The 25,413-nt window shown below is 53.3% G+C and carries 20 protein-coding genes; 9 read left to right on the top strand and 11 right to left on the bottom strand.

The features are described from left to right. Nucleotides 1-5 precede the first annotated feature (5 nt). The 7 genes from NSQ24_RS25485 to NSQ24_RS25455 form a co-directional block, all read right to left on the bottom strand. A complete protein-coding gene (locus NSQ24_RS25485) occupies nucleotides 6-1,247 on the bottom strand; it encodes a type III PLP-dependent enzyme (protein ID WP_003388745.1) in 1,242 nt (413 codons plus the stop codon). Then, a complete protein-coding gene (locus NSQ24_RS25480) occupies nucleotides 1,244-3,082 on the bottom strand; it encodes an IucA/IucC family protein (RefSeq protein WP_243014994.1) in 1,839 nt (612 codons plus the stop codon). The genes NSQ24_RS25485 and NSQ24_RS25480 overlap by 4 nt, the downstream gene beginning before the upstream one ends. 61 nt (nucleotides 3,083-3,143) lie before the next feature. Then, nucleotides 3,144-5,000, bottom strand: a complete 1,857-nt coding sequence (locus NSQ24_RS25475) for an IucA/IucC family protein (RefSeq protein ID WP_243014995.1) — start codon at nucleotides 4,998-5,000, stop codon at nucleotides 3,144-3,146. A gap of 61 nt (nucleotides 5,001-5,061) precedes the next feature. After that, complete coding sequence (sbnB, locus tag NSQ24_RS25470; RefSeq protein WP_031932471.1) at nucleotides 5,062-6,060, bottom strand: 2,3-diaminopropionate biosynthesis protein SbnB; 999 nt, start codon at nucleotides 6,058-6,060, stop codon at nucleotides 5,062-5,064. A gap of 93 nt (nucleotides 6,061-6,153) precedes the next feature. Continuing rightward, nucleotides 6,154-7,128: a 2,3-diaminopropionate biosynthesis protein SbnA gene (sbnA, locus tag NSQ24_RS25465; protein ID WP_003388741.1), complete on the bottom strand. Its 975-nt coding sequence runs from the start codon at nucleotides 7,126-7,128 to the stop codon at nucleotides 6,154-6,156. A gap of 346 nt (nucleotides 7,129-7,474) precedes the next feature. Then, nucleotides 7,475-8,488: an iron ABC transporter permease gene (locus NSQ24_RS25460; RefSeq protein WP_003388740.1), complete on the bottom strand. Its 1,014-nt coding sequence runs from the start codon at nucleotides 8,486-8,488 to the stop codon at nucleotides 7,475-7,477. Then, nucleotides 8,485-9,447 carry an iron ABC transporter permease gene (locus tag NSQ24_RS25455; RefSeq protein ID WP_081607767.1) on the bottom strand — a complete coding sequence of 321 codons (963 nt, stop codon included), beginning with the start codon at nucleotides 9,445-9,447 and terminating at the stop codon, nucleotides 8,485-8,487. Before NSQ24_RS25455 ends, NSQ24_RS25460 begins: the two co-directional genes overlap by 4 nt. A gap of 178 nt (nucleotides 9,448-9,625) precedes the next feature. Between NSQ24_RS25455 and NSQ24_RS25450 the strand changes: the two genes are divergently transcribed. The 9 genes from NSQ24_RS25450 to kduD all read left to right on the top strand — a co-directional run bounded on the left by NSQ24_RS25450 (nucleotide 9,626) and on the right by kduD (nucleotide 19,189). After that, nucleotides 9,626-10,630 carry an iron-siderophore ABC transporter substrate-binding protein gene (locus NSQ24_RS25450; protein ID WP_003388737.1) on the top strand — a complete coding sequence of 335 codons (1,005 nt, stop codon included), beginning with the start codon at nucleotides 9,626-9,628 and terminating at the stop codon, nucleotides 10,628-10,630. Nucleotides 10,631-10,837: 207 nt separating this feature from the next. Then, nucleotides 10,838-13,159: a M56 family metallopeptidase gene (locus NSQ24_RS25445; protein WP_339166882.1), complete on the top strand. Its 2,322-nt coding sequence runs from the start codon at nucleotides 10,838-10,840 to the stop codon at nucleotides 13,157-13,159. 97 nt (nucleotides 13,160-13,256) lie between these two features. Then, nucleotides 13,257-13,646 (top strand): BlaI/MecI/CopY family transcriptional regulator, encoded by a 390-nt coding sequence (locus NSQ24_RS25440; protein ID WP_003388735.1) that lies wholly within the window; start codon nucleotides 13,257-13,259, stop codon nucleotides 13,644-13,646. 250 nt (nucleotides 13,647-13,896) lie between these two features. After that, entirely contained in the window at nucleotides 13,897-14,724 is an 828-nt protein-coding gene (locus tag NSQ24_RS25435) for an undecaprenyl-diphosphate phosphatase (RefSeq protein ID WP_024983682.1), read from the top strand. Nucleotides 14,725-15,314: 590 nt separating this feature from the next. After that, a complete protein-coding gene (ltrA, locus tag NSQ24_RS25430) occupies nucleotides 15,315-16,613 on the top strand; it encodes a group II intron reverse transcriptase/maturase (protein WP_024985477.1) in 1,299 nt (432 codons plus the stop codon). A 260-nt stretch (nucleotides 16,614-16,873) separates the two neighbouring features. Next, on the top strand, nucleotides 16,874-17,116 hold the full coding sequence (locus NSQ24_RS25425; RefSeq protein ID WP_003388733.1) for a helix-turn-helix transcriptional regulator: 243 nt from the start codon (nucleotides 16,874-16,876) through the stop codon (nucleotides 17,114-17,116). Nucleotides 17,117-17,118: 2 nt separating this feature from the next. After that, entirely contained in the window at nucleotides 17,119-17,637 is a 519-nt protein-coding gene (def, locus tag NSQ24_RS25420; protein ID WP_227277648.1) for a peptide deformylase, read from the top strand. Between the two features lie 48 nt (nucleotides 17,638-17,685). Next, nucleotides 17,686-18,393 (top strand): sulfite exporter TauE/SafE family protein, encoded by a 708-nt coding sequence (locus NSQ24_RS25415; protein WP_024983684.1) that lies wholly within the window; start codon nucleotides 17,686-17,688, stop codon nucleotides 18,391-18,393. A gap of 31 nt (nucleotides 18,394-18,424) precedes the next feature. Then, nucleotides 18,425-19,189 (top strand): 2-dehydro-3-deoxy-D-gluconate 5-dehydrogenase KduD, encoded by a 765-nt coding sequence (gene kduD / locus NSQ24_RS25410; protein WP_339166880.1) that lies wholly within the window; start codon nucleotides 18,425-18,427, stop codon nucleotides 19,187-19,189. Nucleotides 19,190-19,298: 109 nt separating this feature from the next. Here kduD and NSQ24_RS25405 read toward each other — a convergent pair whose 3' ends face one another. From NSQ24_RS25405 to NSQ24_RS25390, 4 genes are read right to left on the bottom strand one after another with little or no spacing between them, the layout of a single operon-like run. Then, a complete protein-coding gene (locus NSQ24_RS25405) occupies nucleotides 19,299-20,354 on the bottom strand; it encodes a glycosyl hydrolase family 18 protein (RefSeq protein WP_031932475.1) in 1,056 nt (351 codons plus the stop codon). A gap of 39 nt (nucleotides 20,355-20,393) precedes the next feature. Then, nucleotides 20,394-22,160, bottom strand: coding sequence for a polysaccharide deacetylase family protein (locus NSQ24_RS25400; RefSeq protein WP_024983687.1), 1,767 nt, complete (start codon nucleotides 22,158-22,160; stop codon nucleotides 20,394-20,396). Between the two features lie 39 nt (nucleotides 22,161-22,199). After that, entirely contained in the window at nucleotides 22,200-24,056 is a 1,857-nt protein-coding gene (locus tag NSQ24_RS25395) for a glycosyltransferase (RefSeq protein ID WP_003388727.1), read from the bottom strand. 26 nt (nucleotides 24,057-24,082) lie between these two features. Beyond that, a complete protein-coding gene (locus NSQ24_RS25390; RefSeq protein ID WP_243014929.1) occupies nucleotides 24,083-25,411 on the bottom strand; it encodes a nucleotide sugar dehydrogenase in 1,329 nt (442 codons plus the stop codon). Nucleotides 25,412-25,413 lie beyond the last annotated feature (2 nt).

Here is a 25,413-nt window from a genome sequence, read left to right as displayed (position 1 = left end):
GATGGCTATGTGAGAACAGATGTGTTTGTCAAATACATATGCTCGGGATGAGGGTGGCTGAGGAAATCGTGGTGTGAAATCGCCCACCCGTACGCCCCGGCGTACAAAAAGAGAACCACGTCACCGATACGGATGCGGTCGATGGGCACATCCCTGGCAAATGCGTCTTTCGGCGTGCAAAGCTGGCCGACGATGGTCACATCGCTGTCCTTGATTTCCTTCCGCTCGAACGGATAGTTCCAGATGTCCAGCGGCACGACGGCGAATGGATGGTTGTGCTGCCAGGACACCGGCAGACGGAAATGGTGCGTCCCTCCCCTGACGATGACAAAATGCTTGCCGTGGTTTTTCTTGATGTCGATCACTTCCGCGGCATAGTAGCCGCAGGCTGCTGTCAAAAACCTCCCGCATTCAAACAGAATCGAGGTCCCCTCTTTGTTCCGCTCGCTGATGAGACGGGAAAGGCCGTCGGCAAACTCGCTCCATCCAAACTGGCTGCCGATGTCAGCGTAATTGATCCCGATCCCGCCCCCGACGTTGATCGTAGAGATGTTGATATCGTATTGCCCGGACCAGCCATCCACCTTGTCAAAATAATAGGCGAGCAGCGCCAGATGGCTGCGCCAGTCGAGCTGGTTGGACAGCGAGTGCAGATGGAAGCCCTCCAGCGAAATGTGCGGGCAGGACAACGCCAGTTGGATCGCTTCTCCGACGAGCGATTCGTCGATGCCAAACTGCGTCGGCGTCCCTGCCATGGCGAGAGTCGCTTGCGGGAAGGGTCCGCTCAGATTGATGCGGAGGAGGATGGAGACGGTCCTGTTCATGGCTGCGGCAATGTGTTCGACTCTTTTCAGCTCGTGCATGCTCTCCACATGCAAGAGCGTGACCCGCTGCTCAATCGCTCCCCTGATTTCCTCATCCGTCTTCCCTGGCCCGCCGAAGATGACAGGGATCCGTTCACTTGCGGCCCGCGCCTTCATCACTTCGCCGAGGGAAGCCACCTCAAAGCCGTGCACACGCCCGCTGAGCGTTTTCAGAATCTCCGGGTCGGAGTTGGCCTTCATCGCGTAAAACAGCCGGCAGGAAGGAGGAAGTGCGCGTGTCACTTCCTCGGCATGCCGGGAAAGTCCCTCCAGATCGTACAAATAGGCACATATCGGCTGGTCTTGGGTGCGCTTTTTTTCCTCGATGATCCGAGCCAGTTGATTTAACTGGTTCAGGGGACCTGGTGGATACGGCAGATTCATACCATCAGCTCCTTCAAGGCGCTGTGCAGCGGATTGGAAACCGCATGCTCCCGGTACAGGGTTTCTCCGCATAAACGGCGGATCGTCAATTGCCCGACCAGCACGTTCTCCTGGAACAGATCGAGCTTGGCGAACAGTTCGCGAAGCTGAGGGAATTGCTTTTGGTAAGCAAGAATAATCTCGGCAGCCATCGCCCAAAAGGTGTGCTCGGAAAAACCATACTGGTCCTCCAGGAACATGGCAAACTCCGACAGGTTGATATGGAAAAACGCATCGTGCAAAAAGTCGGTGACCTCGGAAGCCTGCTCGGTGGCCATGGACGAAATCACATTGGAATGGAAGGCAGGCGGAGCCTTCAGATGGGGCTGGGACGCTTTATCGGCCAATTCCCCTGTGTAGTAGCGGATGCCTCCGGGAAAATCGCGCAGAGCGACCCGCGTGGGCATTCCGTTGCGGTGGAGCAGCACCATGTTTTGGGCATGCGATTCCAGGGCGATGCCGTGGGCATACATGAAATGCACGAGCGGGAGAATGGAGGCTTCCAGCACGCGCTTCAGCCATGCAGGCAAGCCGTATGTCTGGACCCATGCATCAATGAAAGGAATGCCGTCCGCACCGATGTGGCACAGCGCCGTAAAGGGAACGGCGCTTTCGTCCGAGTCCAGATAAAGGGACACATTTTCCCGCCAAATCGCGCCCAATGAACCGTACATCTCCCTTTGAACGGCTTCGGGCAGATCCGGATCGGAAAAGTGGACGCCCAGCACCTCCTGCAGCAAGACCACACGGAGTTCGTCCCGCAAGTAAGGATCGCTTTTGCGGATCGACTCCAGCCAATCGGAGACAATCGCGGCGTTTTCCACATGATGATGGCCGAGAATGCGGCTTGCCGACGTATTCTGGATGCCCAGCGAAACCTTGACGTACGCCTTCCCGGGAGACGTCCGGTTGGTCAGTGTGCGGATGGACTGCTGGGGGCTGTAAGCATCGGTACCCTCCCCCAAAAGAAGAAGCTGTCCGCTGCCGATCTGCTCGAAAAAGGCGTCCGCAACTTTCCTCTCCCACTGCCACGGGTGAACAGGCACGAGCGCGTACTCCTTTGGATCGTATCCCCGGCTTCGGATTTGCTCGGCGAACGTGCGGTACAGAGCTTCTCCCAGCTCGCTTCTCAGAAATTCCTCAACATCCAGTCCCGCCGAGGAGGAGACGACGGCGCGCTGCTTGTGCACGGCTACCCAGAAGAGCTTGAACAACGGCTTGAAGTCGGGGCCATAGGCCGCATTGTCCGCCGGACTGAAGCCGATCCTTGACTTGTAGCAAGGATGGTACGGATGGCCGTCCAGAATGTCTCCTTCCAGCTCGGCATAGCTGTGGGCAGGAGAAGCGGGCGGACGCTTCGTCTGCAGAAACTTGGCGTGCGTGTCATGAAGCAGCGTTTGACGGATTTCCTTGAGAAAGCCTTCCAGCTGCTTCGGCTCCTCTTTGGCTGTCGGGCCGATTTCTTCGAGAAAGGTGGCCAGGCAGACGGCTTCTGTCTCGTTGCCGTCTACCCTTCTCGTGATGGGTGCGGCCGTCAAACGGACCCTCGCATAGCTCAGCTTCCTTTGGCCGCGGCAAAGATATTGCACCGGTTTTCCTGTCCGGGAGCGGCCCTCCAGCACGAATCCCCTCTCGCCGTCAGGAAGCGCCAGCGTTTTTTCCTCGACCAGCTCTTCGTAGATCAAGGATTCAACGATCTGCCGGAAAATCCGTCTGCGCACCTTGGCGTATTCGGGACTGCGCAAGGCGGCCTCCCAATCCTGCATCGGGAGAGCGGGATCAAAAGATTTGCTCATAACGTTCTCCATGGTTTCACCCCTTCGTGGTAAAGGCAGTTCGTGTACGGTTTATCGCTCTTCAGCAGCGTATCGGATTGGGAATGTCGACATAGAGCGGTGATTCGCCTCTCCGCTGAAAGATGCTGACCAGATTGGCTTTTGCCGGCAAGGTTTTGTCATGCAGCAAAGCATCGATGCAGTCTGCCATTCGCTCGGACAAGGGGCGCTGGCGCTGCTCCAGCAGGGTATTTCTGACTATGCTCCAGAACGTGGACTCGTCCTGCCCGCCGTATTTGGCAAGGGTACGGACGACATAGCCGAGGTGGTTGACAAAAAAGTAGTATTGCAAACGGAGCCACGCCTGCTCCCGCGTATAGAGAACCGGGCTGTCCGCATCTACCAGTCCGCCGACCCAGCCCTTGCCAATGGCGACTTGCCGGTCTACGCTGATGCCCTCCAGATCGCGCACGTACAGCTTGACGGGCCAGCCGTTCTCCAGCTTGACCAGCGAATTTTGGGCGTGTGCTTCCAGACTCACTCCCATTTCCGCAAAAAGCGAGAGGATTGGCAGCATGCTGATCGCAAGGTACTGCCGGAACCAATCGCCCAGATCGGGCAAACGGCTCTCTTCGTGGTCCCGCATGGCACGGAATAAAGCGGGTTCGGTCTCGCCGGGCGGCGTTTCCATCAAGGAGCCGACGACGAAGGCAGGACTTTCCTTGCCCATCAGCTCGGGCGGATTTTCCCGAAAGACAACGGCGCATTCCTGCATGAACAGGTCGTTTTCCTGAGGGGGAACATCCGGCAGGGAGATGCTCCGATACCCGTATTCCATCAATACCTGCAAGCGCTCGGTATAAAAGGCTTCCTGTTCGTGCCGGACGATTTTCGCCGCATCCATCGTCCGCTTGATTTGCTCCTGCGTGTTTACTCTGACAAAGTTCGTGATGCGCACATGGAGCGGCAGCTTGTATTGGCAGCAGTGTCCAGGCTCCCAGACGGTCCTCACCGACGAAGTGGGATATGTGCGCTCTCCCAGCGGCCCCAGATCGGTGATTTTTCCCGCAAGAAAAAGGCTCCGGAATGGCTCGCGCGAGGACAGGTAGTGTGCCTGCCACGGGTGGCAAGGAAGCAGCTTGTAATGTTCTCTTCCCCTCTCCGCTTTTGATGCCGCCGCTTTCCGAACACCTTGCGGGATGCAAGCTTCCTGGCTGTCCCCTTCAGGGGCTTGAATCCACTCCTCCACGATCAGCTCAGGGGAAACAGCCAAATAGTGCAGCTGAAATGACGCCCCCAGCTCCGGTGCGAACCTGTGCAGCTCCCCTTTGGCGAATCCTTCCGAGCTCTTCGGGGTCGGGTGAAACGGATGGCCGCGAAAGAGCGATTGTTCCGACGGAAGAAAGCCGTGGGACGGATGCCGAGTCTTTTGCTGGAGCAGGAAATGCCGAAGGTAGCTTTCTGTTTTTTGCACGCTGTTTTGGATGTTCAGAAGCAGTTCGCCTTTCTTTTGGAGGCGAATGTCTTCGTTCTTTTCCAGGCAGGAAAGCTCATCGAGGATAAAATGAATCAGCTGCCAGCCTTCCACCTTTTGATAGGAAGACCCCGTTGTTTGATAGAAAGAGGTGCCATACGCGTGTTGCCCCCCTCTGGACCAAAAGCTCATCTCCCCTGCGAGTGAAACGCCGGTGTTGGGCAAGTCAAGGCGAAACATCGCCCCGTCCGTGAGCGGAATGGATAGCTGTTTTTGATCAGGCTGGACTCTCGGGTCAAAAATGCCGTTTTCGCGAAGATAGGCGTTCAAAATCCGCTCGATTGCCGCATGTTCGGCCAGCCGCGCCTCCAGTGGCTTGTGCGGCTCCAGCGGCTCCAATGGCTCCGGTGCCTCCATTGCCTCCAGCGGCCGCTTTTGGTGAACGGTACCCTCTGCATGTTTCATTGCCGGATCCCCTGCCTTTCGTTTTCAAAAATTCCGAAAAGGTTGCTCGGAAAGCAAAGCGTCAATACAAGGAAAGCGGAAGGCCGACCCCGAGCTCCACTGCCCTCTGATACATTTTTTGGGCGCAGGCGATGTCCTCGACAGCCATGCCCATCGGGTTGAGGATAATGATTTCTTCGTCTGTCTCCCGGCCGCATTTTTCGCCGATGACGATTTCGCCCAGCTCCGCATGCAGCCGCTCGCGCGAGAATTTTCCTTCCAACACGAGCTGGTTGATCACTTTTTTCTCCCGGTTGCACTGCTCCCAGTCGTCGACAACCACCTTGTCGGCGCGGATAAACACTTCTTTATGCAAGTCCATAATCGAGACATTGCTGACAAAGGCCCCTTTTTGCAGCCATTCAAACGGAATGTAGGGCTGGTCCGCGACGGTGCACGTCACGACGACTTCTCCCTGGCGAATCGCTTGCTCGGCTGATCGGTCCACGGCAAAAGCGACAGCCGGGAAGGCTTCAGCCATATCCTGGGCGAGCTGCCGGGCCGCCTTTTCGTGCAGGTCGAACAAATGGACGGATTGAATCTGGGGGAATTGTTCCAGCAGGGATTGGAGCTGCCGTCTGGCGATGAGTCCGCAGCCGATGCACGATACGGTGGCAAACCCTTGCTTGGCCAAGTGGCGGGCAGCCACGACCGTGACCGCCGCCGTTCTCATGCTGCTGATCATGCCCGCCTCCATCACCGCGATCGGGTAGCGTGAGACAGGATCGTTCAAAATAATCAGACCGCTCGCTCTCTCCAGCCCTCTTTTTTCCGGATTGTCATGCTTGCTGCCGATCCATTTGATGCCGGAGACGGAATCCTCCCCGCCGACATGCGCAGGCATGGCAATAATCCGGTCGGCGATATGGCCGTCTTTTTCGTCTGTCCGCAGGTACGGCTTCAACGGCTGGACGTATTGGCCGCGGGCGTGCTTGGCGAGCACCTCGGCGATGGCTTCGACATAGAGGGCGGACGTGTTCCCGCCCAGTGAAGCGATGGCCTCCCTGTTGAGATAAAGCAGGGAGGGAGCATGGGAAGCAGCATGGTTCGTGAGCGCGTTTTGCTGATTGGTTGCGTGGATCACGGGACACACCTCTTTCGTTTTGCGTAGTGTTTAAAGCGAAGGCAAACCGGATGCCCAATCGTCATCGTAAACCGTGTCGAGGTAACGGTCCCCTCTGTCCGGCAGGATGACGGCGATGCGATAGGAGGGAGGAAAGGAGGGAAGCAGCTTCCGAACAGCGGCGATGACCGAACCGGAAGAACCTCCGGCGAAGATCCCCTCGTGGAACAGCAGGTCCCTGCAGCCCTGCACGGATTCGCGATCGCTCACGTGCACGACCTCGTCAATTTCGTCCGGGTTCAACAGCTCGGGGACGCGGCTGGAGCCGATGCCCGGCAGTTCCCGGGGAGCGGAGGGTGAACCGAAGATGACCGAGCCGACTGCATCCACTGCCACGATTTTGATGCTCGGAAAAGCTTCCCGCAGGCGACGGGCGTTGCCCATGATGCTGCCTGTCGTGCTCACGGCGGCAAACAGGCAATCTACCGGCCCGTCCAGTTGTTCCACGATCTCGCTGCCGGTCCCGTGATAATGGGCCTTCCAGTTCAGCTCGTTGGCGTACTGGTTGATCCAGAAGCTGTCGGGGAGTATGGTCAACAGCTCCTTTACTCTGCGGATACGGGTCTGCAAATATCCGCCCTGGTCGTCAGGCTGATCCACCATGTCAATATTTGCGCCGAGCTGGTGCAGGATTTGGAGATTTGCCTTCGTAATTTTCGGATCGACGACGCATGTAAACGATAAGCCGTAGACTCTGGCAACCATTGCAAGCGCGACGCCGAGGTTGCCGGATGTGCTCTCGATGATGTGGGTGCCGGGACGAATCGTCCCATCCCGCAGCCCCTGTTCGACGATGTAGCGGGCGGGACGGTCCTTCATGCTGCCGCCCGGGTTCATAAACTCAAGCTTCGCCAGCACGCTCAGCCCTGGACGCGCAAAAAGCCGTTTGAGCTGAACGAGAGGAGTGTGTCCGACGCAATCGACGATGGAGGATGCGATAGTGGGTCGTGTTCCTGCAAAAGGCATACGGTTGCCCTCCCTCAAATAAAAATGATAATCATTATCATTGTCGTTCAAAAAAATGAGGATTTGCCTGATAGGAAGATCCCTTTGCGTTTACATCCATGCTTGATTTTGCTACATTCAGAAAAGGCGCCCTACTTTGCCCAGCAAAAAACGGGGTGCGAAAACGAACGCCGTGACCAGGCTGTACCGGCCAAAGTCTGTCTGGTTGACGGCTTTTCGTGTTTTTGCGAAAACAGTTTCACTTCACCCTCACCGATCAGAAAATCACCTCCTTTCCCGTCCAATTCTCCCGTGGGCAACCCCATTTTAGATGATATTGATAATCATTGTCAATAATGTCTTTTCCTTACATTTTTCCTGATTTTTTATTTTCCGTCAGAAGCAGATAAATAAAATATGGGGCCCCGATCATCGCTGTAATCAATCCGCAGGGAAGCTCTACCGGAGCAGCGATCGTCCGGCCTACAAAATCGGAAGCAAGAACAAGGAGCCCGCCGGTCAGTGCAGAGGCCGGAAGCAGCGTCGTATGGGAGGGACCGAACAACCGTCTGGCGATATGGGGAGCCATCAAGCCGACAAAATACACGGTTCCGGCGGTCGCCACGGAAGCTGCTGCCAAAGCGACGCTGACCAGAATCAGCCCGCCCCGCACCCACTCGATTTTGCTGCCGAGCCCTTTGGAGACGTCGTCGCCGAGCTGCAGCAGGTTCAGTTGGCGGGAAAGCAGAAACGCCAGCGGGAGAAACAGGATCATCCAGGGAAGGAGGGCATAGAAGTGCTCCCAGCCTCTGCCGTAGACGCTTCCCGTCATCCAGATCAGGGCCTGCGTCACGAGCATGATCTTTCCCGACATCATGATGATCGTAATAAAGGCTTGCGCGATTGCGGAGACGCCCACTCCGACCAAAATGATCCGGTACATCGAGCTCCCCTCCTTCCAGCCGAGCCAGTAGGTGAGAATCGCCGCGAGCAGCGCTCCTGCAAAGGCGGCAGGCGGCAAAAAGCCGAGCGGAACCGCCGGCAGGGCGACGATGACGAGAACAGCGGCGAGAGATGCCCCTGCATTCAGTCCGATGACGCCGGGAGAAGCGAGAGGATTGGAGGTAATCCCTTGCAAAATCGCTCCCGAAACAGCCAGTCCCGCCCCTACCAGAAAAGCAATCAAAGCACGCGGAAGACGCAGCGTATTGACGATAAACGAATGTTCCCCGCTCCCCAGTCCGAACAGCGTCTGAACCACTTCCCACAAAGACAGCTCGTATTCGCCCGCCCCTATATTGGCCATAAAAAAAGCGATGGCAAGCAGGATGAGCAGGGCAAAAAGCGTTGTCGGGCGCCTATTCATCATTTCCCCTCTCATAGCTTGTGCACCCTCCTCCGCGCCAGGTAGATAAAGAATGGAGCCCCGATGATAGCTGTCATCACGCCGACAGGCAGCTCCTGGTTGTCCAAAATGAAGCGCGCCGCCACGTCAGCAAGCAGCAGCAACGCAGCTCCCGCTACCGCCGAGTAGGAAAAGATCCAGCGGTGGTCTTTGCCGACGATGGACCTGACCAGATGCGGAACAGCGAGCCCGACAAATCCGATGGGACCGGCCACCGCCACGCTGCTGCCAGAGAGCAGCACCACAGAAATGAAGGCGAGCGTTCGCACCATTTTCGTTGGCTGTCCCAGGCTTTTGGCTACATCGTCTCCGAGCTGCAGCGTATCGACTTCCCTGCTCAGGAAAAAGGCAAGCAACAGCCCGGCTGTCATAAAGGGAAGCACCTGAACGAGAAGCGCAAGATCCCGCCCTACGACCGACCCTGCCAGCCAAAAGCGCATTTCGTCAAGGGAGCGCTCGTGAAAGATCAGGATCGATTGGGTGGACGCGGACAAGAGGGTCGTGACAGAGACGCCGGCCAGCGTCAGCTTCAGAGGAGTCATGCCGCCGCGCCCGGCAGAACCGAGCAGAAAGACGAGGATGGACACCGCCCCCGCCCCGAGAAAGGCTGCCCATGCATAAAGGGTGAGATTATGCCCGCCGACGAGAAACAGGGACAGGACAACCAACAGCGCGGCTCCGTGATTGATGCCCAGCAGATCGGGAGCAGCCAATGGGTTTCGGGTCAGAGCCTGTGTCATAGCCCCCGCTACGGCGAGGCACGCTCCTACCGCCGCGGCAATCAACGCCCGGGGAAGACGGGTGGTAGAAATGATCAGATGTTCCCTGGACCCGTCAAATTCCAGGAATGCTTCGACAACCGTCAGCATACTGATGTCCACAATCCCAAATGAAATGCTGATCCCGATGAAGAGAAGGACTGCAACAAGTCCCATGATCAGCCCGGCAAGCAGCCGGAGATGTTTCCGCGATTTGCCCACAACGTTCACTCGCAATCCGGATGTGATTTACACAAATATCCTTGACAACCTTATTTATCAAGTATATGATTCGTAATTGTGAGAATAGTTATCATTCTCATGAAAAATATACAAAGCAAGGGGGAATCTGTCAATGTATTCCATGTCAAGACATGCCCTTTTCTTTTTTCTACTGATACTGTCGCTCTCTCTTTTCCTGGTTGGATGCGGCAATTCGGCTGCGCCATCCGCTCAGGGAGCACCGGCGTCCAACGCTGCGAACTCCAGTACCTCGCCCCAGGAGAATGCGCCAAGCCAGGAAGGTACGCAAGCGCATGCCGTAAAGGACGCGATGGGAGAAGTAAAGGTGCCGGCCGAACCCAAGCGCATCGTCGTTCTGGACAATGGCGCTCTGGATAATCTTCTGGCACTCGGCGTAACACCTGTTGGCGCTGCCACAGTGTCTCTCGACAAACCGTTTTTCTCGTATCTGGGCGACAAAACGAGCGGAATCGAAAAGGTGGGAACGATCGACCAGCCGAATCTGGAGGCCATCGCGGCATTAAAGCCGGATTTGATTCTGGGAACCAAAGACCAGCACGAAGCGATTCATTCCAAGCTGATGGAAATGGCCCCCACTGTTTTTGTTGAGACGATGGGGCTGGATTGGAAGGGAAACCTGAAGCTGCATGCCGAGGCTGTGGGGAAAGCGCAGGAAGCGGAAAAGCTGATAGCCGATTATGAAAAGCGGGTGGCTGACTTTCAAGCAAAGATGGGCGATAAGATCGGGAAAACAGAAGTTTCCGTGTTGCGGATGAATGCGGACCACGTTCGCATTTACCTGTCGGAATCGTACAGCGGGAAATTTATCGAGGAGCTTGGATTTCCCCGCCCGAAGGCCCAGTCGGAGAAAGACTTTGCCAAGAAAGCAACCGAGGAGCAAATCGCCGATATGGACGGAGACGTCATTTTCTGGTTCAGCCGCGACCAGGAAAACATCATGACAACCAAACTGAAGGGAAATCCCCTTTGGGCGACATTAAAGGCAGTTCAGGCCGGGAATGTGTATGAGGTATCGACTGACCCGTGGCTGAGCGGGATGGGGATTTTGTCGCGAAACCTGATGCTGGATGAAGTGATCAAGCATCTGGACAAGTAGAGTGGGCATTAATAATGGAGCCAGTGTGTTTCGGGGTTCGACCGGAGCATGCTGGCTTTTATTTTTTCTGAGAACGTCCACGGGCAAAAAATAAAATTCCACAGAAACCAGCTATTGACAGTTTGTATTTACAAATGTAATATCAAAGGCAGTCAGTTTCTTTTACAAATGTAAATGGTAAACCCAAATTGCCGGAGAGGGGAAAACATGGATATTTTGATTCGCGCTTTTCTTTGGTTCCTGGATGCTACCGCAGCGGCGAGCGTCGTCCTGCTGCTGGTGCTGGCTGTGCAAAGACTGCTGCGCCGCAGGCTGAGTCCCCGTCTTGTGCATGCTTTGTGGCTGCTGGTGCTGTTAAGGCTGCTAGTCCCTGTTTTTCCGGACAGTCCGGTGAGCATTTTCCACCTCTTGCAGCTGGGCAAGGCAAGCAAACAGGCCGTCGTGTTGGAACCGCTGGCTGAGAACCGGCTGCCTTCGGAGATGGTTGAAAATCTCCACTATGCTGCATTTCCAAAGACTCAGATGCATCCGCCGCTTATGGAAGGCTCGCAGCAGCCAGCGAACGTCCCTGCCCGTCAAGCAGATGAAGGGACGGAACAAGCGGGCTTATCCTATTCACTCGCTTTGCGACTAGCCGCTGTCGCGTGGCTGGCCGGAGCGGCGGCCCTGATTCTGTATGTGGCCGCATTTTCAGTGAAAATGGGTCGCCAGCGCAGACGGCTGGAGCTGCTGACAGATCCCCAAATCGTGTCAATCATAGAGGATTGCCGACTGCGCCTGGGGATCAGGGAACCTGTTCCTGTCTATACCGGACGACAGGGGAAAAGCCCGTACCTCTCCGGACTTTTCCGCCCGTGGATCTATTTGCCTCAGGAAATGGCCAGGGAGCTGAGCGCTTCCCAGCTTGCCCACATCCTTTTGCACGAGCTGGCCCATCACAAGAGAAAAGACATCATGTGGAATGCGATAGGGAGCTTGGCGCTGGCGATCCATTGGATGAATCCGCTGGTGTGGATTGGCATGAAGCGGATGAAAGCAGACAGGGAGCTAGCCTGCGACGCCTGCGTTCTGGAGGTGCTCGGCGAAGCGGAGGCGGTGCCATATGGGATGACGATCATCGAATGCCTGAAGCGCTTTTCGCCCGTTGGCCGCCAGTCTGAGCTGCTGTATTTTTTCGGACCCAATCAACAAATGGAAATGAAGAGGAGGATTCACATGATCAAGTCGTTTAAAAAGGGATCGTATAAACTGTCTGTCGCTGCCGTTTTATGCGTAGGGATGCTGGGGGCAGCCACATTGACCAACGCCAGCAGTCCGGTGCCTTCGACTGGCCCGGTGCCCGCCAGCGCTCCTCAAACTCCCGGGAGCCAGTCCGCAAGCACGGAGTCGGTTGAGAAGGAACGAATTCTGTTCGATTATGATTTTCAGCGGCCTTATGCCAGTCTGGAAAAGGTCGTCAAGATTTCCGGCTTCAAATTTAAGGTTCCGGCAGCCTTGCCTGACGGGTACCGTTTTACAGTCATCCACTTTGCCCCGAAGGAAAAAGCAGGCACAAGCTTGGCGTCATTGCGCTTTGCCAAAACTGTCGAGGGCATCAACCACGGCAGCTTTCGGTTAAAGGCACAGCCTGCCGAGGCTGATCTGGAAGCCGTGACCGACGATTTCGATCAAAACGACTTTACAACGATAACGATTATGGATGGCGATAAAAAGACCGAAGAAAAATTGGAGAAGAAGAAAGAGACCTTCAACGTTAACGGGCAGAAAATCGTAAAATTCACCATACAGCACGGGGACGAAAAGGACTTTCAGCGGCATTATTTTTGGCAGGACCAAGGCGTCCAGTATGAGATCACAAATTCCGGATCAAACTTCAAGTTCAAGGATGACGAGATTATCAGCATCATCGGCTCGATGAAATATCCTGATGAGGAGCTGTACAAGCGATTTATCAGCGAAGAACAGTTGAACAAAGGCATTTACGACACAGGAGATGTAAAGCGGCTGCCTGAAGCGATTGGCTTTGTGCCCAAGTTTCCCTTTGAGCTCCCGGGAGCGATTCAAGCCGACCGTGCCTGGATTGGCGACAAGATGAACTTCAGTTTTCCAGAAAATGAGGCAGACAAAAAGAACAGGGATCTCACCATTTTCTATAAACCGAAGGATGAGACCAAGGCGGGAGTCAAAAGGGTAAAGCTTCAGCAAATCAAAAACAACAGCATGTACGAAACGATGAAGAAGAACGGTACCGTCGCTTTTGAGCGGATCGACGGCGAAAAAAATGAAGTGAAGCTGCAGCCGGTCAGCATAGCGGGAAAAGAGCTGCTCAAGACGGTCAACCATAAAACAGACGGACCATTGAGCAGCGCGAGGGAGGCGGAGCTGGTCGTCTACTTCTGGAAAGAAGACGATGTATGCTTGAAGGTCACCTTTTGGAATGACGGCCCAGCCGATGACAGTCCCGAGCGGAACAGGATTTTGCAATTCCTGATGAATGAAAAGCCCATCGATTTGGTCAATTTCAAATAACATTGACAGCTTGCGTTTACGCCTGTACGATTATGACTCACAATTTCTTTTGTTTACGAGTGTAAATAGGAATTATAAAGGGAAGCAGGGTGACCATATGGCCAATACGCCGAAAATATCGGAATCCGAGTGGGAAATCATGAAGATAATCTGGAAGGACAACCCGATAACGGCCGACCAAATTACTCTGCAGCTGCCGAAAGAGATCGAGTGGAGCGATCAGACAGTCCGCACATTTATAAATCGACTATTGAAGAAAAAAGCCATCGGGTTCGAGAAAGAAGGAAGAAGCTACAAATACTACCCTTTGGTATCGGAAAAAGAATGTATTCGAGCCGAAAGCCAGTCTTTTCTCAAAAGAGTGTTCGGCGGAGCAGCTCATCTCATGGTCAGCAACTTTCTGGAAGATGCCCATCTATCCGAAAAGGAGATTGAGCAGCTGCAGAAAATTTTGCTGGAGAAGCAGGATTCCAACAAAAGGACATAACCTTTTCCATCGCAGCCTCGCTATTTTCTTGTACACAAGCAAACCAGAAAGAAGCTGTACCGCACAAAGACAGCTTCTTTTTTGCAATTCGTTTTGATAGGAAATTTGCTATCTTTTCTCCTATAATCCTTGGATTCACAGCCGCAATCGTGTACCTTAATAAAGGAGTTATTCATCGAGGCAACGATTATGTCCCCAGATACAGAGCAGTAGGGTCTAATAGTTTTCATCTAGTAGGAGTGTGAATCCATTGAGCTTATGGGAAGCGTTTGTCGCCCTGATCCTCGGACTGGTTGAGGGACTCACCGAGTTTGCGCCGGTCTCTTCTACCGGCCACATGATTATCGTCGACGATTTCTTGTTCCAGACCAAAGAACTGTATTCCCCGGAAGTCGCCAATACGTTTAAAATCGTGATCCAATTGGGGTCGATCCTCGCAGTCGTCGTTCTGATGTGGGACCGCTTCATGAACCTGCTCGGGCTTAAAAAGATGCCGGGCCAGTCCACCTCCGGACCGCGCCTGAATCTTTTGACCGTGCTGATCGGTCTCATTCCAGCCGGGATTTTTGGCGTTCTCTTTGACGATTACATCGATGAATACCTGTTCTCGACAAAGACGGTCGTCATCGGCCTCGTCATCGGTGCGCTGCTGATGATTGCGGCGGACTGGTTCCGTCCGGGCCGACCGAAAGTAGTGACAGTCGACCAAATCACCTATAAACAGGCGCTGATGGTCGGACTGATCCAATGCTTGTCGCTGTGGCCGGGCTTTTCTCGCTCCGGGTCCACGATCTCTGGCGGTGTCCTTCTCGGGATGAGCCACCGGGCGGCTGCCGATTTTACGTTTATCATGGCAGTGCCGATCATGGCGGGAGCAAGCTTCCTGTCGCTTTTGAAAAGATGGGAATACATCACCTTCGATGCCGTTCCTTTTTTCATCGTCGGGTTTATCAGCGCGTTTGTCTTTGCGCTTATTTCGATCCGCTTCTTCCTGAAGCTGATCAACCGCGTCAAGCTGGTTCCGTTTGCGATTTACCGCTTGGTGCTCGCGGCTGTGATTTACTTTGTGTTCCTGTAAGACGGCTTGATTTAACAGCCATGTACAGATTGACACGTCTCCTTGCCGAATGGAGACGTGTTTTTTTATGTGAAGCGTGCCCAGCAAGCCGTTAATTGCTAGTTGGTGAAAGTCCAACCGAGGCAGGAGCCAAGTCACCTCGTAGCTGACAGGCAACTGGTGGAGAAATCCTAAGGTTGAAGCCCTGTGACAAAGTAACTCGAAAGAGTGCGAGCAAATCAGCAGGCCGTAACATAAAGTGAATCCTGCAGCCTCGTTAAGAAAGACCACCGAGAGGTGGACAAAGGGAAGCCGAGCTTGTTTCATATGGGCGAAGGCCAAGGACGGTGTGGAGAACTTGGAATACAGCACCTATGAATCCCTCGGGGTATGGGGAGCGGTATGTTGAGAAAGTAGTTAACGGAACTGGGGAGACCCTACTCTGCACGCCCCGTCAGGAGCGTAAAACGGAAACCTATAACCGTAAGGGAAGTGGTGGATGGCAGAGAGGGAGTCGGAGGGGTTCATAGTACCGATGAACATAAGGACAACACAACCTTATGGAGGGAAGGAGCCCTGCTTTGTTCACGGGTCGAAGGAGGTAAGAGTGAGTGAATGCAAGTAAACTTGCTAACTACACCGATGTAAAAGCTCGACAACTTTGGACAACCCTATATCTTTGTGCCAAGGCAAACTCAAAACGGCGATTTCATGCCTTGTATGACAAAATCTACCGCCCGGATATTCTAGCGACAGCTTGGAGGAGAGTAAAAGCAAATAAAGGGAGCGGAGGAATCGACGGACAATCCATCGCACAGATTGTGGAGGAGTATGGGGAGAGCCGTTTTCTTAACGAGATCTATCTAGATTTAAAAGAAAAGCGGTATCGTCCACATCCGGTTCGTCGAACTTACATCCCTAAACCGGATGGCAAGAAACGTCCACTCGGCATCCCGACGATCAAGGATCGGGTGGTCCAAATGGCTACTAAGCTAGTCATTGAACCGATCTTTGAAGCTGATTTTCGGGACTGTTCTTATGGCTTTCGGCCAGGAAGAAATGCTCACCAGGCAATTGCACAGATACGCAAAGCAAGCAAGAGGTGTTATTGGGTCGTAGATGTTGACATTAAAGGGTATTTCGACAACATCAACCATGAGAAGTTGATGAAACTGGTCGAAATGAGAATCAGCGACAGACGTGTTCTGAAACTTATCCGACAATGGCTGCAGGCTGGGGTCATGGAAAATGATCAATTCCATGAAACAGAACTGGGAACTCCGCAAGGAGGGGTAATCTCGCCTCTTCTTTCAAACATCTATCTAAACTACATGGACACCATTTGGGAAAATCAATTCTCCCATCTTGGCACACTTATCCGCTATGCGGATGACTTCGTTATCATGTGCAGAACCAAACAAGAAGCATTGGAAAGCATTCAAGTGCTGATGGCTATTCTAAACAAGCTGGAGCTTAGTCTCAGTAAAGAGAAATCTAGACTCGTTAATATTTGGGACAATTCCACTGGGTTTGACTTTCTTGGGCTGCACCATCGCAAATTCCCCGTGTTCAACAAAGGGGGGAGCAAGGTATTTGCTATGTCTCATGTACCAGCTAAGAAAGCAATGAAGGAAATGAGACGTAAAATTAAGGAATACACTGCACCAAGGAACAAACTGTTTCTGTCTCTAGAAGAGCTAGTGAAAGGGCTAAATCGCAAGCTAAGGGGGTTCAAGAACTACTACTTCATCTCGCCCATCGCCAAACGATGGGCAAGACGGATAGACTGGTATGTGATTGAACGCCTTACAATCTTCTGCAACAAGAAAAGAAGCAAGCGGAATAAACATGCCGGAAAGCTGAAGGTCATACAAAACACGCAGGGTAGTTTATTGAAATTAGCCGGATAAAGTAAGCCGAATGCCAAAGAAAGAAGAACATCGGAAAGCCGTATGAGGGAAAACCTCACGTACGGTTTGATGAGGGGGAGCTGAAATGAGCAAGGCGACCATACGGTCGCCCGAAAGTTTCAGTTCTCTACTCTACAAAGCGAAAGGGTTTGATTCAGCATTGCTTTGTGATATAGTAGGTTACACCTTAATTATTTAGGTAATACCTTAATTTATTAACTGCCGGTTCATAACGGATATTCCAATAAGGAGCGATCAAGATGCTTGTATGGATGCTACGCAAAGTAATGGCGGAGAGAGGAATCTGGACAGGCGCAGCTTTGGCGAGGCTTTTGAAAGAAAAAGCGGGGTACAGTCTGTCGGCTGCCTCCATCAGCGCCTTGCTGACCGGTCAACCCAAACAGATGAAAGCGGACACGCTTGACGCATTGTGCACAGCTTTGGAATGCACACCAAGCGATTTATGGGTACATACACCACCCAAACAGAAAGAAGGCGCATAACGATGGCCAGCAAACAGATTTTGCCGTTCGGAGAACCGATTTTGCGGAAAAAGGCTAAGCCGGTCGATTCCGTTACTCCCGCTACGATCAAGCTTTTGGATGATATGGTGGAAACGTTGTACGCCACTGACGGCCGAGCCGGTCTGGCTGCGCCGCAGATCGGGATATTGCGAAGAGTGGTCGTCATGGACTGCGGCGATGGATTGATTGAACTGATCAATCCCGAGATCGTCTCCATGAGCGGAGAACAGCTCGGACCGGAAGCCTGTTTATCCTTCCCCGGCTATTGGGGATATGTGAAAAGGGCCAATCACGTAACAGTAAAGAGCCTGAACAGGCAGGGAGAGGAATTCACGCTTGAGGCCGAAGGGTATCTTGCCCGCTGTATCCAGCATGAAGTGGACCACTTGGATGGAATCCTGTTTGTAGACCATGTCCGGGACCAGTGGCTGTACCACGAGGCGACCAAGCGGAAGGTCGCTGTCATGGACGTGATTCGCTTGACCAATCAGGGAATGTAGCGGGGAGGTGAGACTGTCACGGGTACGGTACTGCTGTTTATTGCGATCATGTTGGTAGCCTCTGTCCTGCAAACGAGCACAGGCTTTGGCTTTTCGCTTATGGCGACACCGTTTCTGCTCCTTCTGTTTGAGCCAAAAGAAGCGGTTCAAATCAATCTGCTCTTGTCGCTTGTTATCTCCGTCGCGCTTATCACGAAGATAAAAAAGGACATTGATAAAGGAATCCTAAAAAGATTTGTGGTCGGCAGTGCGGTCGGACTGCCGATAGGGATCACCGTCTTTTTAACGGCAGACATCAGCATGCTGAAGCTTGGCATTGGCATCATCATCCTGCTTTTAACCGTCTTGTTGATTCTAAAACTTCGCATGGACCAGACCAAGGCGAGGGATTACGCCGTTGGAGGATTGTCGGGGATCCTCACCACTAGCATAGGCATGCCTGGACCGCCGCTGCTTTTATACTTTTCCGGGACAGACACGCAAAAAGAAAAACTGAGGGGCACGACGTTAGCCTTCTATTTGTTCATCTATTCGATGAGCCTGCTCGTCCAAATCCTCTTTGCCGGAACGACAGACACGATCTGGATTTCCAGCGGTTATGCGCTGCCGCTCGTTTTTCTGGGACTATTTCTCGGCCAGATCTTGTTCAAGAGGATTAACCAGCAGCTCTTTCGTATTTTTACATATGTCATCTTGCTGTTCACCGGGGTTTATATGCTGCTGGAGGGCTTGAGCAGTATTGCGGCGAGCCACTGAGGAAATCGAGTCATAGAAGGGGAGAAGCGGTATGGACATGATTCAGAATCTGTTTTCGTTAAAAGGAAAGACAGCCCTGGTGACGGGGGCGCGGACGGGGATCGGCCAAGCCATCTCGGTAGGACTGGCATCTGCGGGGGCGCATGTGCTGCTGCTGGGCCATCGCGACAATCTCGATGAAACAAAAGCCAAGATCGACGAGGCGGGCGGCAGCTGCGAAACGGTTTTGGTTGATTTGGGCGAAGTGTCGCAGATTCGGGAAAAGATCAAGCCGGTGCTGGAAAAACACAGCATCGACATCCTGGTCAACAACGCGGGTATTATTTACCGTGAACCGGCAGTCGATTACGACGAACAGGAATGGATGCGTGTCATCGATGTGAATCTGAACGCTGTGTTTATCCTCTCGCAGGAAATCGGCAGAGGGATGGTCGAGCGGGGATCGGGCAAGATCATCAATATCGCTTCTCTGCTTTCCTTTCAGGGCGGCGTATTTGTTCCGGCGTATACGGCGAGCAAGCACGCGGTAGCCGGTTTGACCAAATCCCTTGCCAATGAATGGGCAGGGCATGGCGTACAGGTGAACGCGATTGCCCCGGGCTATATCGAGACGAATAACACCGAAGCCATTCGAAATGACAACAAACGCCAGCAGTCCATTTTGGAGCGGATTCCGGCAGGACGATGGGGAAGGCCTGACGATATGGTCGGAGCGGCTTTGTTCCTGGCTTCGAAAGCATCCGACTATGTCAACGGTCATGTGCTCGTTGTCGATGGCGGCTGGATGGCCAGATAGAACGACAGAAGCAACGATTTCTGCCCTATGAAAAAACCAGACGGCCCGAACAGCAGGCCGTCTGGTTTTTTGTGGTCAATGGGAGAGTCTGATTTGCAATGGTTGATACCTAATAGCGATTCAATTCCTTCAGCGTTTCCTGCCCCAGGCCTCCGAGCTTCCACAGGGCGATCTTCTCATATCCGGCCTGACGCGCATCGTCGATCCACTGGGCCAGGGTGACATGGTCGGCATACCAGACCGTGTGCTTTACGTTGTTATCATCGGTGTAGTGGAAGTAGAGACTTCCGCTGCCGGCGTCGCGCCTGGGAGCCTCTTGGCTTAGCTGCGACAGCTCTGCTGCCTGTTCTTCTGTTACCGAAGCGACCTTGCCCGATTCCGCCCAGTCAAATCCTCCGGCAGCAAACGCGATGAAGGGTTCGCCGGGCAGCTTGTCCATCCTGCGGGCCAGATCGGCGATAAAGGCGTGATCGGCTTTCGGTCCGGGTCCGCTGTGATTGCCGAAAAGGTTGTATGCCATCATGACGTAGACGGGGCCTTCCGGCAGCTTGAGCTTATCGATAGGGGCCCGTGGCTCCAGCACGATTCGCAGCGATTTTTCCAAAGGGCGGAGTCTTTCATAAAGCTCTCTATAAAACGCGAGCACATGGTCCCAATCCTCGCTGCGGATATTTTCGTAATCGATCTCCACTCCGCGAACATCGTACTTGGTGACGGCAGCCAGGATGTTGTCGATATGCTTTTTGCGGCTCTGCTCTGTGGCCATCAGCCTGGTCACAAGCGCAGGGTCTTTTTGAACTGATGTGCCATCCCCTAAAATTACATCGTTTACGATGGTCAGGTCCACATACACCAGGCTGCTTTGCTTGGACGCCTCTACGATTTGCGGCAAGGCTTCGCGAAGCTCCTCGGTGAGGTGAAGGTTGTCCTTGTCGTCAAAGTACACGGCGAAGGCCTGCAAGCTGGTGAGGCCCTCTGTAATTTGTCTGAATTCGTCCAGGCCGTCCCCCCACTGCCAGTCGGCGAGCCAAGCCGATAGCTCCACATGAGGCTGGTTTGGGTCGGGCTTCTTTGAACCGGTACTTTTCATCACAAAGATGAGGACGGCCAAGAGGGCAATCATGAATACAGCGATGGCGATTGCATGCTTGCTTGTCAAATTCACTTGTGCTCCCCCTCGGCGCTCGTCCCCGCCTCTGCGAGATCAGAAAGTATCAATAGCCCAATCGATAGATGCGTTAATCGCTTTTTCAACATGGTGAACGACTCCTTGGAAACCGGTATGCTTGTTGCTGAACAAAACAGCCGGAGAGCTGTTTTCTTTCTCGAGGGAAACGATCTGCACGTCGTCGAACACGCCGTCGTAGATGTCGTCCTTTTTATTTTGCTTGCTGTATTCCGAAGCGAGCGCCACACCGCCGTTTCCGATGGCGCTGTCCACCTCCTGATTGTCCAGCAGCGTTTGCCCGTCGATGGCGAGCTTCCATTTGTTTTCTTGCACTACAATCTCAACGTCCCTGGTATGTTTGATGTTGACAGGGTATTTTCCTTCGTCGGATGGTGCGCCGGCGGCCGTTTGCTCTTTGGAGTAGACGGTAGCTTTGTCAAAGGACAGGTCTTCCGGTTTCCATTGGATTTCGCTCAATGGCTGGATGAAAACCTGCTGGGCGGCTTGGCCCGGTTTTTTCTGCTCGACACGTACTTCGTTATTTTCAAATGTGACGCGGATAAACGAATCCTTCTCGCGGTCATAGCGAACGTAGAACATCTGCTTTCCGACCACATTCCCCGCGATCTTGGCGGTCAGCCCGACATTCTTGAGGCCGTTGCTGTCATGCAGGTAGAGCATGCCAGCTCCGGCAGGCGGTGAGGTAAGGGCAATCCGGTTGTCGATAAACTCAGCCGCGCCGCTGATTCGACGCCACTGGTCCGCATGCTGTTCGTCACCTGAGACAAATTTCATTTTCTGTCCGGTGTCCTTCTGAATTTTCATTAACAAATGATTCGTGTACCAATATGGTGCGGGCTGGACCCTCGTCAGGTCGTACAAGCTTCGTTCACTATCGTTGAATGCATTTCCTTCACGATTGAAATGCATCTTGAAAAGCTGCTTGATGTTTTCCGAGTTCGCATTGGACACGAGCGGATTCATTCCCTCGTACAGAACATTCGCATGCATGATCATGTAGACCTGCGGGACAAAACCGAGACTGCCCGTATAAATGTCTTTCATTGCCTTGTAGTCGTGATTGATCCGCTCCTCCATAACGGTGCGGTTTTCCACCGGGATCATGTTTTCGTCCCGGATGAAGTCCATCAAGTAGTGATTGTAATACTCGACATGTTCCTTGCTTACAAGCTCGGTCTCGTCTTTCATTCCGATGAACCGGCCCTGTTTGTCAAAAATGTTGATGTAGGTCAGCCGGTAGCCGTTCGTGCCCAGCTCCCAATAGCCGGTTTTCATCATCTTCAGCATGTCTTTGGGCTGGAGAAATTTATGATCGCTGTTGCCCATCTTGTTTGCGTAAGAAAGAAAGGTTGCCTTGTAATTGTACTTTTCGAGGAGCGGCTGGGCAAACAGGCTGGAATCGTTCCGTCCATCCTCAAAAGAGAGGAACAGCGCTTTCTCCGGCAACGGCTTCCCTTTTTCATAGAAGTCGAGAATATCCTGCTGCGAGATGGTGACATATCCCTGATCGTAGAGTGCCTTCAGGTGCTCGTCCAATTGCTTTTTGGCGACCAGTTTGGGCGTGCCCGACCGGCCGACGCCAAAGTAAGACAGGGCGATAAAACCGTCATGATTGCTCCATGCCGTCTTGTCCGGTTCGGCGTATTTTCGGACGTCAAACACTGTCTGGTAAAGTAAAATGGCTACCGCCAGCAGCAGGATGAGCTGCACGATCGTTTTCATCCTTTTCGCGCGATTTTTCTTGCGATAATCAAGGACTACGTTCTGTTTTCCTTGCGTCATTTCAGCTAGCCTCACTCTAAGAATCATGTGGCGATTGCATCAAAATGGCAACCAGATTCTCTTTTTATTCTTCTTACGCATTTCTTTTTTCAGTCTCGCTTCGACGTCCTGTGGCGTTTCCCGCGTGCCCCAAGTCGATTTCCAGAAGGTTACCCAGGCGACAGGCATTTGCCAGAGCAGCACAAATTCGTAATACAGGCAAAAGACAAATCCGAACACCCACAGCTTGCTCTTGCGGAACATCAGATGGGCAAGACTCATGAGCATCGCCATCAGCAGCAGCCCCATCAAAAATGTTCCCGGGAAGATCTGATAGACGAGAGGGACATATACCAGGTTGTACAGCACGACAATCGGAGCGGCGATCGGAACGATCAGGCCGATGTAAAAGAACAGCGCCATAAACGGTTCCTTTCGCCAAATGAACGTGGCCGCCCGAAGCGACTCGCGCAGCCAAGATCGCTTCCAACGCATCTGCTGCTTCAGAAAGACGTTCATTTTCGAGGGCACGATCGTCGAGCAGATGGCTGCGTCCTGATAGCCTGTCCGATGGGTTTTCAAGATGAAGTTCGTCATGCTTCGGTCATCGCCGAACGTAGCCGGCTGGCCGAGGAACTTCTGATTCAGCCACGCTTCGGCATGCTGGAGCACCAAATCCTTTCGGTAGCAGGACAGCGGGCCTGACAGGCAAGTGACACTGTCAAACCAGGACTCGGCTGCTTTGATGACACGAAAAGCAATGTAGTATCGGACACTTTGGAGTTTGGTGATGGAGTTGGTGAATTTGTTTTCGACATCTGTGCGGCCGGCGACACCGCCCATTTGCGGGTCCTGGAAGGGTTGTACAAGATGCTTGATCGCCGTAGGCTCAAGGAAGCTGTCGGAATCTACGAAAACGACCAAATCGTGCTTGGCCATCTCCACGCCTTTTACCAAGGCCTCCCGTTTGCCGCGGTTTTCGGGCAAAACAACCATTTTCAGCCGCTCGCGGGTCCCAAAACGTTCGGCCATGCTGTGAATCATATCAATTGCCTTTTGGATTTCCTCGACGGATCTGTCTGTTGAGCGGTCGTCGACGACGATGACCTCGAGCTTGTCGATCGGGTAATCCTGGTTCATACAACTGATAATCGTCCGGCGGATCCACTCTTCCTCGTTGAAGCAGGGGATGATAATGGATACGCCTGGCGTATAGTCGGGATTGATGGGCACATCCCGGTAGAGCGCGCCGAATAGATAGCGGGTCAGCAAAAATACGGCCGCAGCAAGGCTGTACAAATACAAGAACATGTTGTATTTGAAGTAAATAAAGCTTTCCATGCGCATGAGCATGATGAAGGCCACTGTGACAAACAGCATGCTGCTGCCCATGTAAACGGAATACCCCCACCTTTTTTTCTGGAAGTACTCTGTCAGGGGCTTGGCAAATTGAAAGGCCACCATCCGCTTTTCGCGGTCTTCCTGCTGTTCGGTCTCTGACCTGACTGCTACGGCATCGATCTTGACTGTCGACTCAAAGCCCTCCGGCATCGTGCCCGCCGGTATTTCAAAACGCATTCTGACCGTATCGCCGACCTTTACGCTGTTGCCGGCACCAGCATCCAGCTTCACCAGCAAGCCTGTAGCGGAGATGTCGACAGCCCGGGCTTTGACGATTGTTTTCCCGGCTTCGCTCCGAGCCTGGATCAACACGTCAAAATCGGCCAAATAGCGCAAGCCCAGCACCCGCAGCTTGTCCAAATAATCCTGGTCCCTGTTTTCGCCAGGCGAATCCGAGAGCCCCCTGCGATCGGCAGTGACGCGGATTTGATCCGGGTCCGGGACATTGTTGAGCGTCCGCCGGTCTGCTTTCGGAACAGAAAGTTTTTCAACGATTTCTTTTTTCTTTCTTATCATCACTGTTGCCGTCTCCAATCCTTTGTTTACAAGCTCCAGTAATAAAACCCGCTGTTTTCAAAGTCTGATCGATTGTATATGCCTTTTATGTCGACCATGATCTTCGGTCCTTGATCAGGAGCAAAAAGGTTCTCAAAATCGCTGCTGTTCATGTTTGCGAAGTCGCTATGCGGTACCGCGACGATCACCATATTCAAGTCTGTGAGAGCAGACATGCTGGACAGCTCGATGCCGTATTCCTCGTACACCTGCTCGGGGTTCGCCCACGGATCAACGACGAGCGGCGTGATGCCGTACTCGCTCAGCTCTTCGATCATATCGGTGACCTTGGTGTTGCGGATATCCGGGCAATCTTCCTTGTAGGTCAAGCCGAGCAGCCCGATTCTTGCATTTTTGATATCCAGCTTCATCCGAACCAGTATTTTGATGATCTGCTGGGCCACGTATGTCCCCATTCCATCGTTAATGTGCCGCGCCGCCAGAATGATTTTCGAATGATACCCGGTGTCCTCGGCCTTGTAGGTTAAATAGTACGGATCGATGCCGATGCAGTGTCCGCCCACCAGTCCGGGGGTAAACTTCAAAAAGTTCCATTTGGTAGCGGCAGCCTGCAGTACGGCTTTCGTATCGATGCCCATTTGGTTGAACAGCATGGACAGTTCGTTCATGAACGCAATGTTCACATCCCTTTGGGCGTTCTCGATTACTTTTGCGGCCTCGGCAACCTTGATGCTTTCGGCTTTGTACACCCCTGCTTCGATAATCAGCTCGTAGACCCTGGCGACCGTTTCGGCAGTTTCTTCATCGATTCCGGAGACGATCTTGACGATGTTTTCGAGCCGGTGGACCTTGTCTCCCGGATTGATCCGCTCCGGGGAATACCCGACCTTGAAGTCTGTTCCGCAGCGCAATCCCGATTCGGCTTCCAGGATCGGAATACACACGTCCTCCGTCACCCCCGGATAAACTGTCGATTCGAATACGACGATAGCCCCTCGCGAGAGCTTCTTCGCGATCAGGCGGCTGGCGCTTTTGACATAGGCGAGATCCGGGACATTGCCGCTCTTGATCGGAGTAGGGACCGCCACGATGAAGAAGCGTACCCCGTCCAGCTTGTCCGGGTCGGATGTGAAATCGACGCTGCAGCTACGCAGGGCCGCATCTCCGATATCTCCGGTTACATCAATGCCCCGGCGATAGCTTTCAATTTTTTGCGTGTTAACATCGAATCCGATGACGTCTGCCCGTTTTGAAAAGGCGACCGCGATCGGCAAGCCGACGTAGCCGAGGCCGACGACAGCGAGTTTTCCTTGCCGGTCGGCAATTTCCTCATAAACTCTGAATGCTTCTTCCATTT

The sequence above is a fragment of the Brevibacillus sp. FSL L8-0520 genome (genome assembly GCF_037963895.1).
GTDB classification, from domain to species: Bacteria; Bacillota; Bacilli; order Brevibacillales; family Brevibacillaceae; genus Brevibacillus; species Brevibacillus borstelensis.
This window is presented reverse-complemented; position numbering and strand designations above follow the sequence as displayed.

Bases quoted from the DNA above. Each gene is read 5' to 3' on its own strand.
- NSQ24_RS25485 (WP_003388745.1), bottom strand. From the start codon at position 1,247: ATGAATCTGCCGTATCCACCAGGTCCCCTGAACCAGTTAAATCAACTG.
- NSQ24_RS25480 (WP_243014994.1), bottom strand. From the start codon at position 3,082: ATGAGCAAATCTTTTGATCCCGCTCTCCCGATGCAGGATTGGGAGGCC.
- NSQ24_RS25475 (WP_243014995.1), bottom strand. From the start codon at position 5,000: ATGAAACATGCAGAGGGTACCGTTCACCAAAAGCGGCCGCTGGAGGCA.
- sbnA (WP_003388741.1), bottom strand. From the start codon at position 7,128: ATGCCTTTTGCAGGAACACGACCCACTATCGCATCCTCCATCGTCGAT.
- NSQ24_RS25460 (WP_003388740.1), bottom strand. From the start codon at position 8,488: ATGAGAGGGGAAATGATGAATAGGCGCCCGACAACGCTTTTTGCCCTG.
- NSQ24_RS25455 (WP_081607767.1), bottom strand. From the start codon at position 9,447: ATGGGACTTGTTGCAGTCCTTCTCTTCATCGGGATCAGCATTTCATTT.
- NSQ24_RS25450 (WP_003388737.1), top strand. From the start codon at position 9,626: ATGTATTCCATGTCAAGACATGCCCTTTTCTTTTTTCTACTGATACTG.
- NSQ24_RS25445 (WP_339166882.1), top strand. From the start codon at position 10,838: ATGGATATTTTGATTCGCGCTTTTCTTTGGTTCCTGGATGCTACCGCA.
- NSQ24_RS25440 (WP_003388735.1), top strand. From the start codon at position 13,257: ATGGCCAATACGCCGAAAATATCGGAATCCGAGTGGGAAATCATGAAG.
- NSQ24_RS25425 (WP_003388733.1), top strand. From the start codon at position 16,874: ATGCTTGTATGGATGCTACGCAAAGTAATGGCGGAGAGAGGAATCTGG.
- def (WP_227277648.1), top strand. From the start codon at position 17,119: ATGGCCAGCAAACAGATTTTGCCGTTCGGAGAACCGATTTTGCGGAAA.
- NSQ24_RS25415 (WP_024983684.1), top strand. From the start codon at position 17,686: ATGTTGGTAGCCTCTGTCCTGCAAACGAGCACAGGCTTTGGCTTTTCG.
- kduD (WP_339166880.1), top strand. From the start codon at position 18,425: ATGGACATGATTCAGAATCTGTTTTCGTTAAAAGGAAAGACAGCCCTG.
- NSQ24_RS25400 (WP_024983687.1), bottom strand. From the start codon at position 22,160: ATGACGCAAGGAAAACAGAACGTAGTCCTTGATTATCGCAAGAAAAAT.
- NSQ24_RS25395 (WP_003388727.1), bottom strand. From the start codon at position 24,056: ATGATAAGAAAGAAAAAAGAAATCGTTGAAAAACTTTCTGTTCCGAAA.
- NSQ24_RS25390 (WP_243014929.1), bottom strand. From the start codon at position 25,411: ATGGAAGAAGCATTCAGAGTTTATGAGGAAATTGCCGACCGGCAAGGA.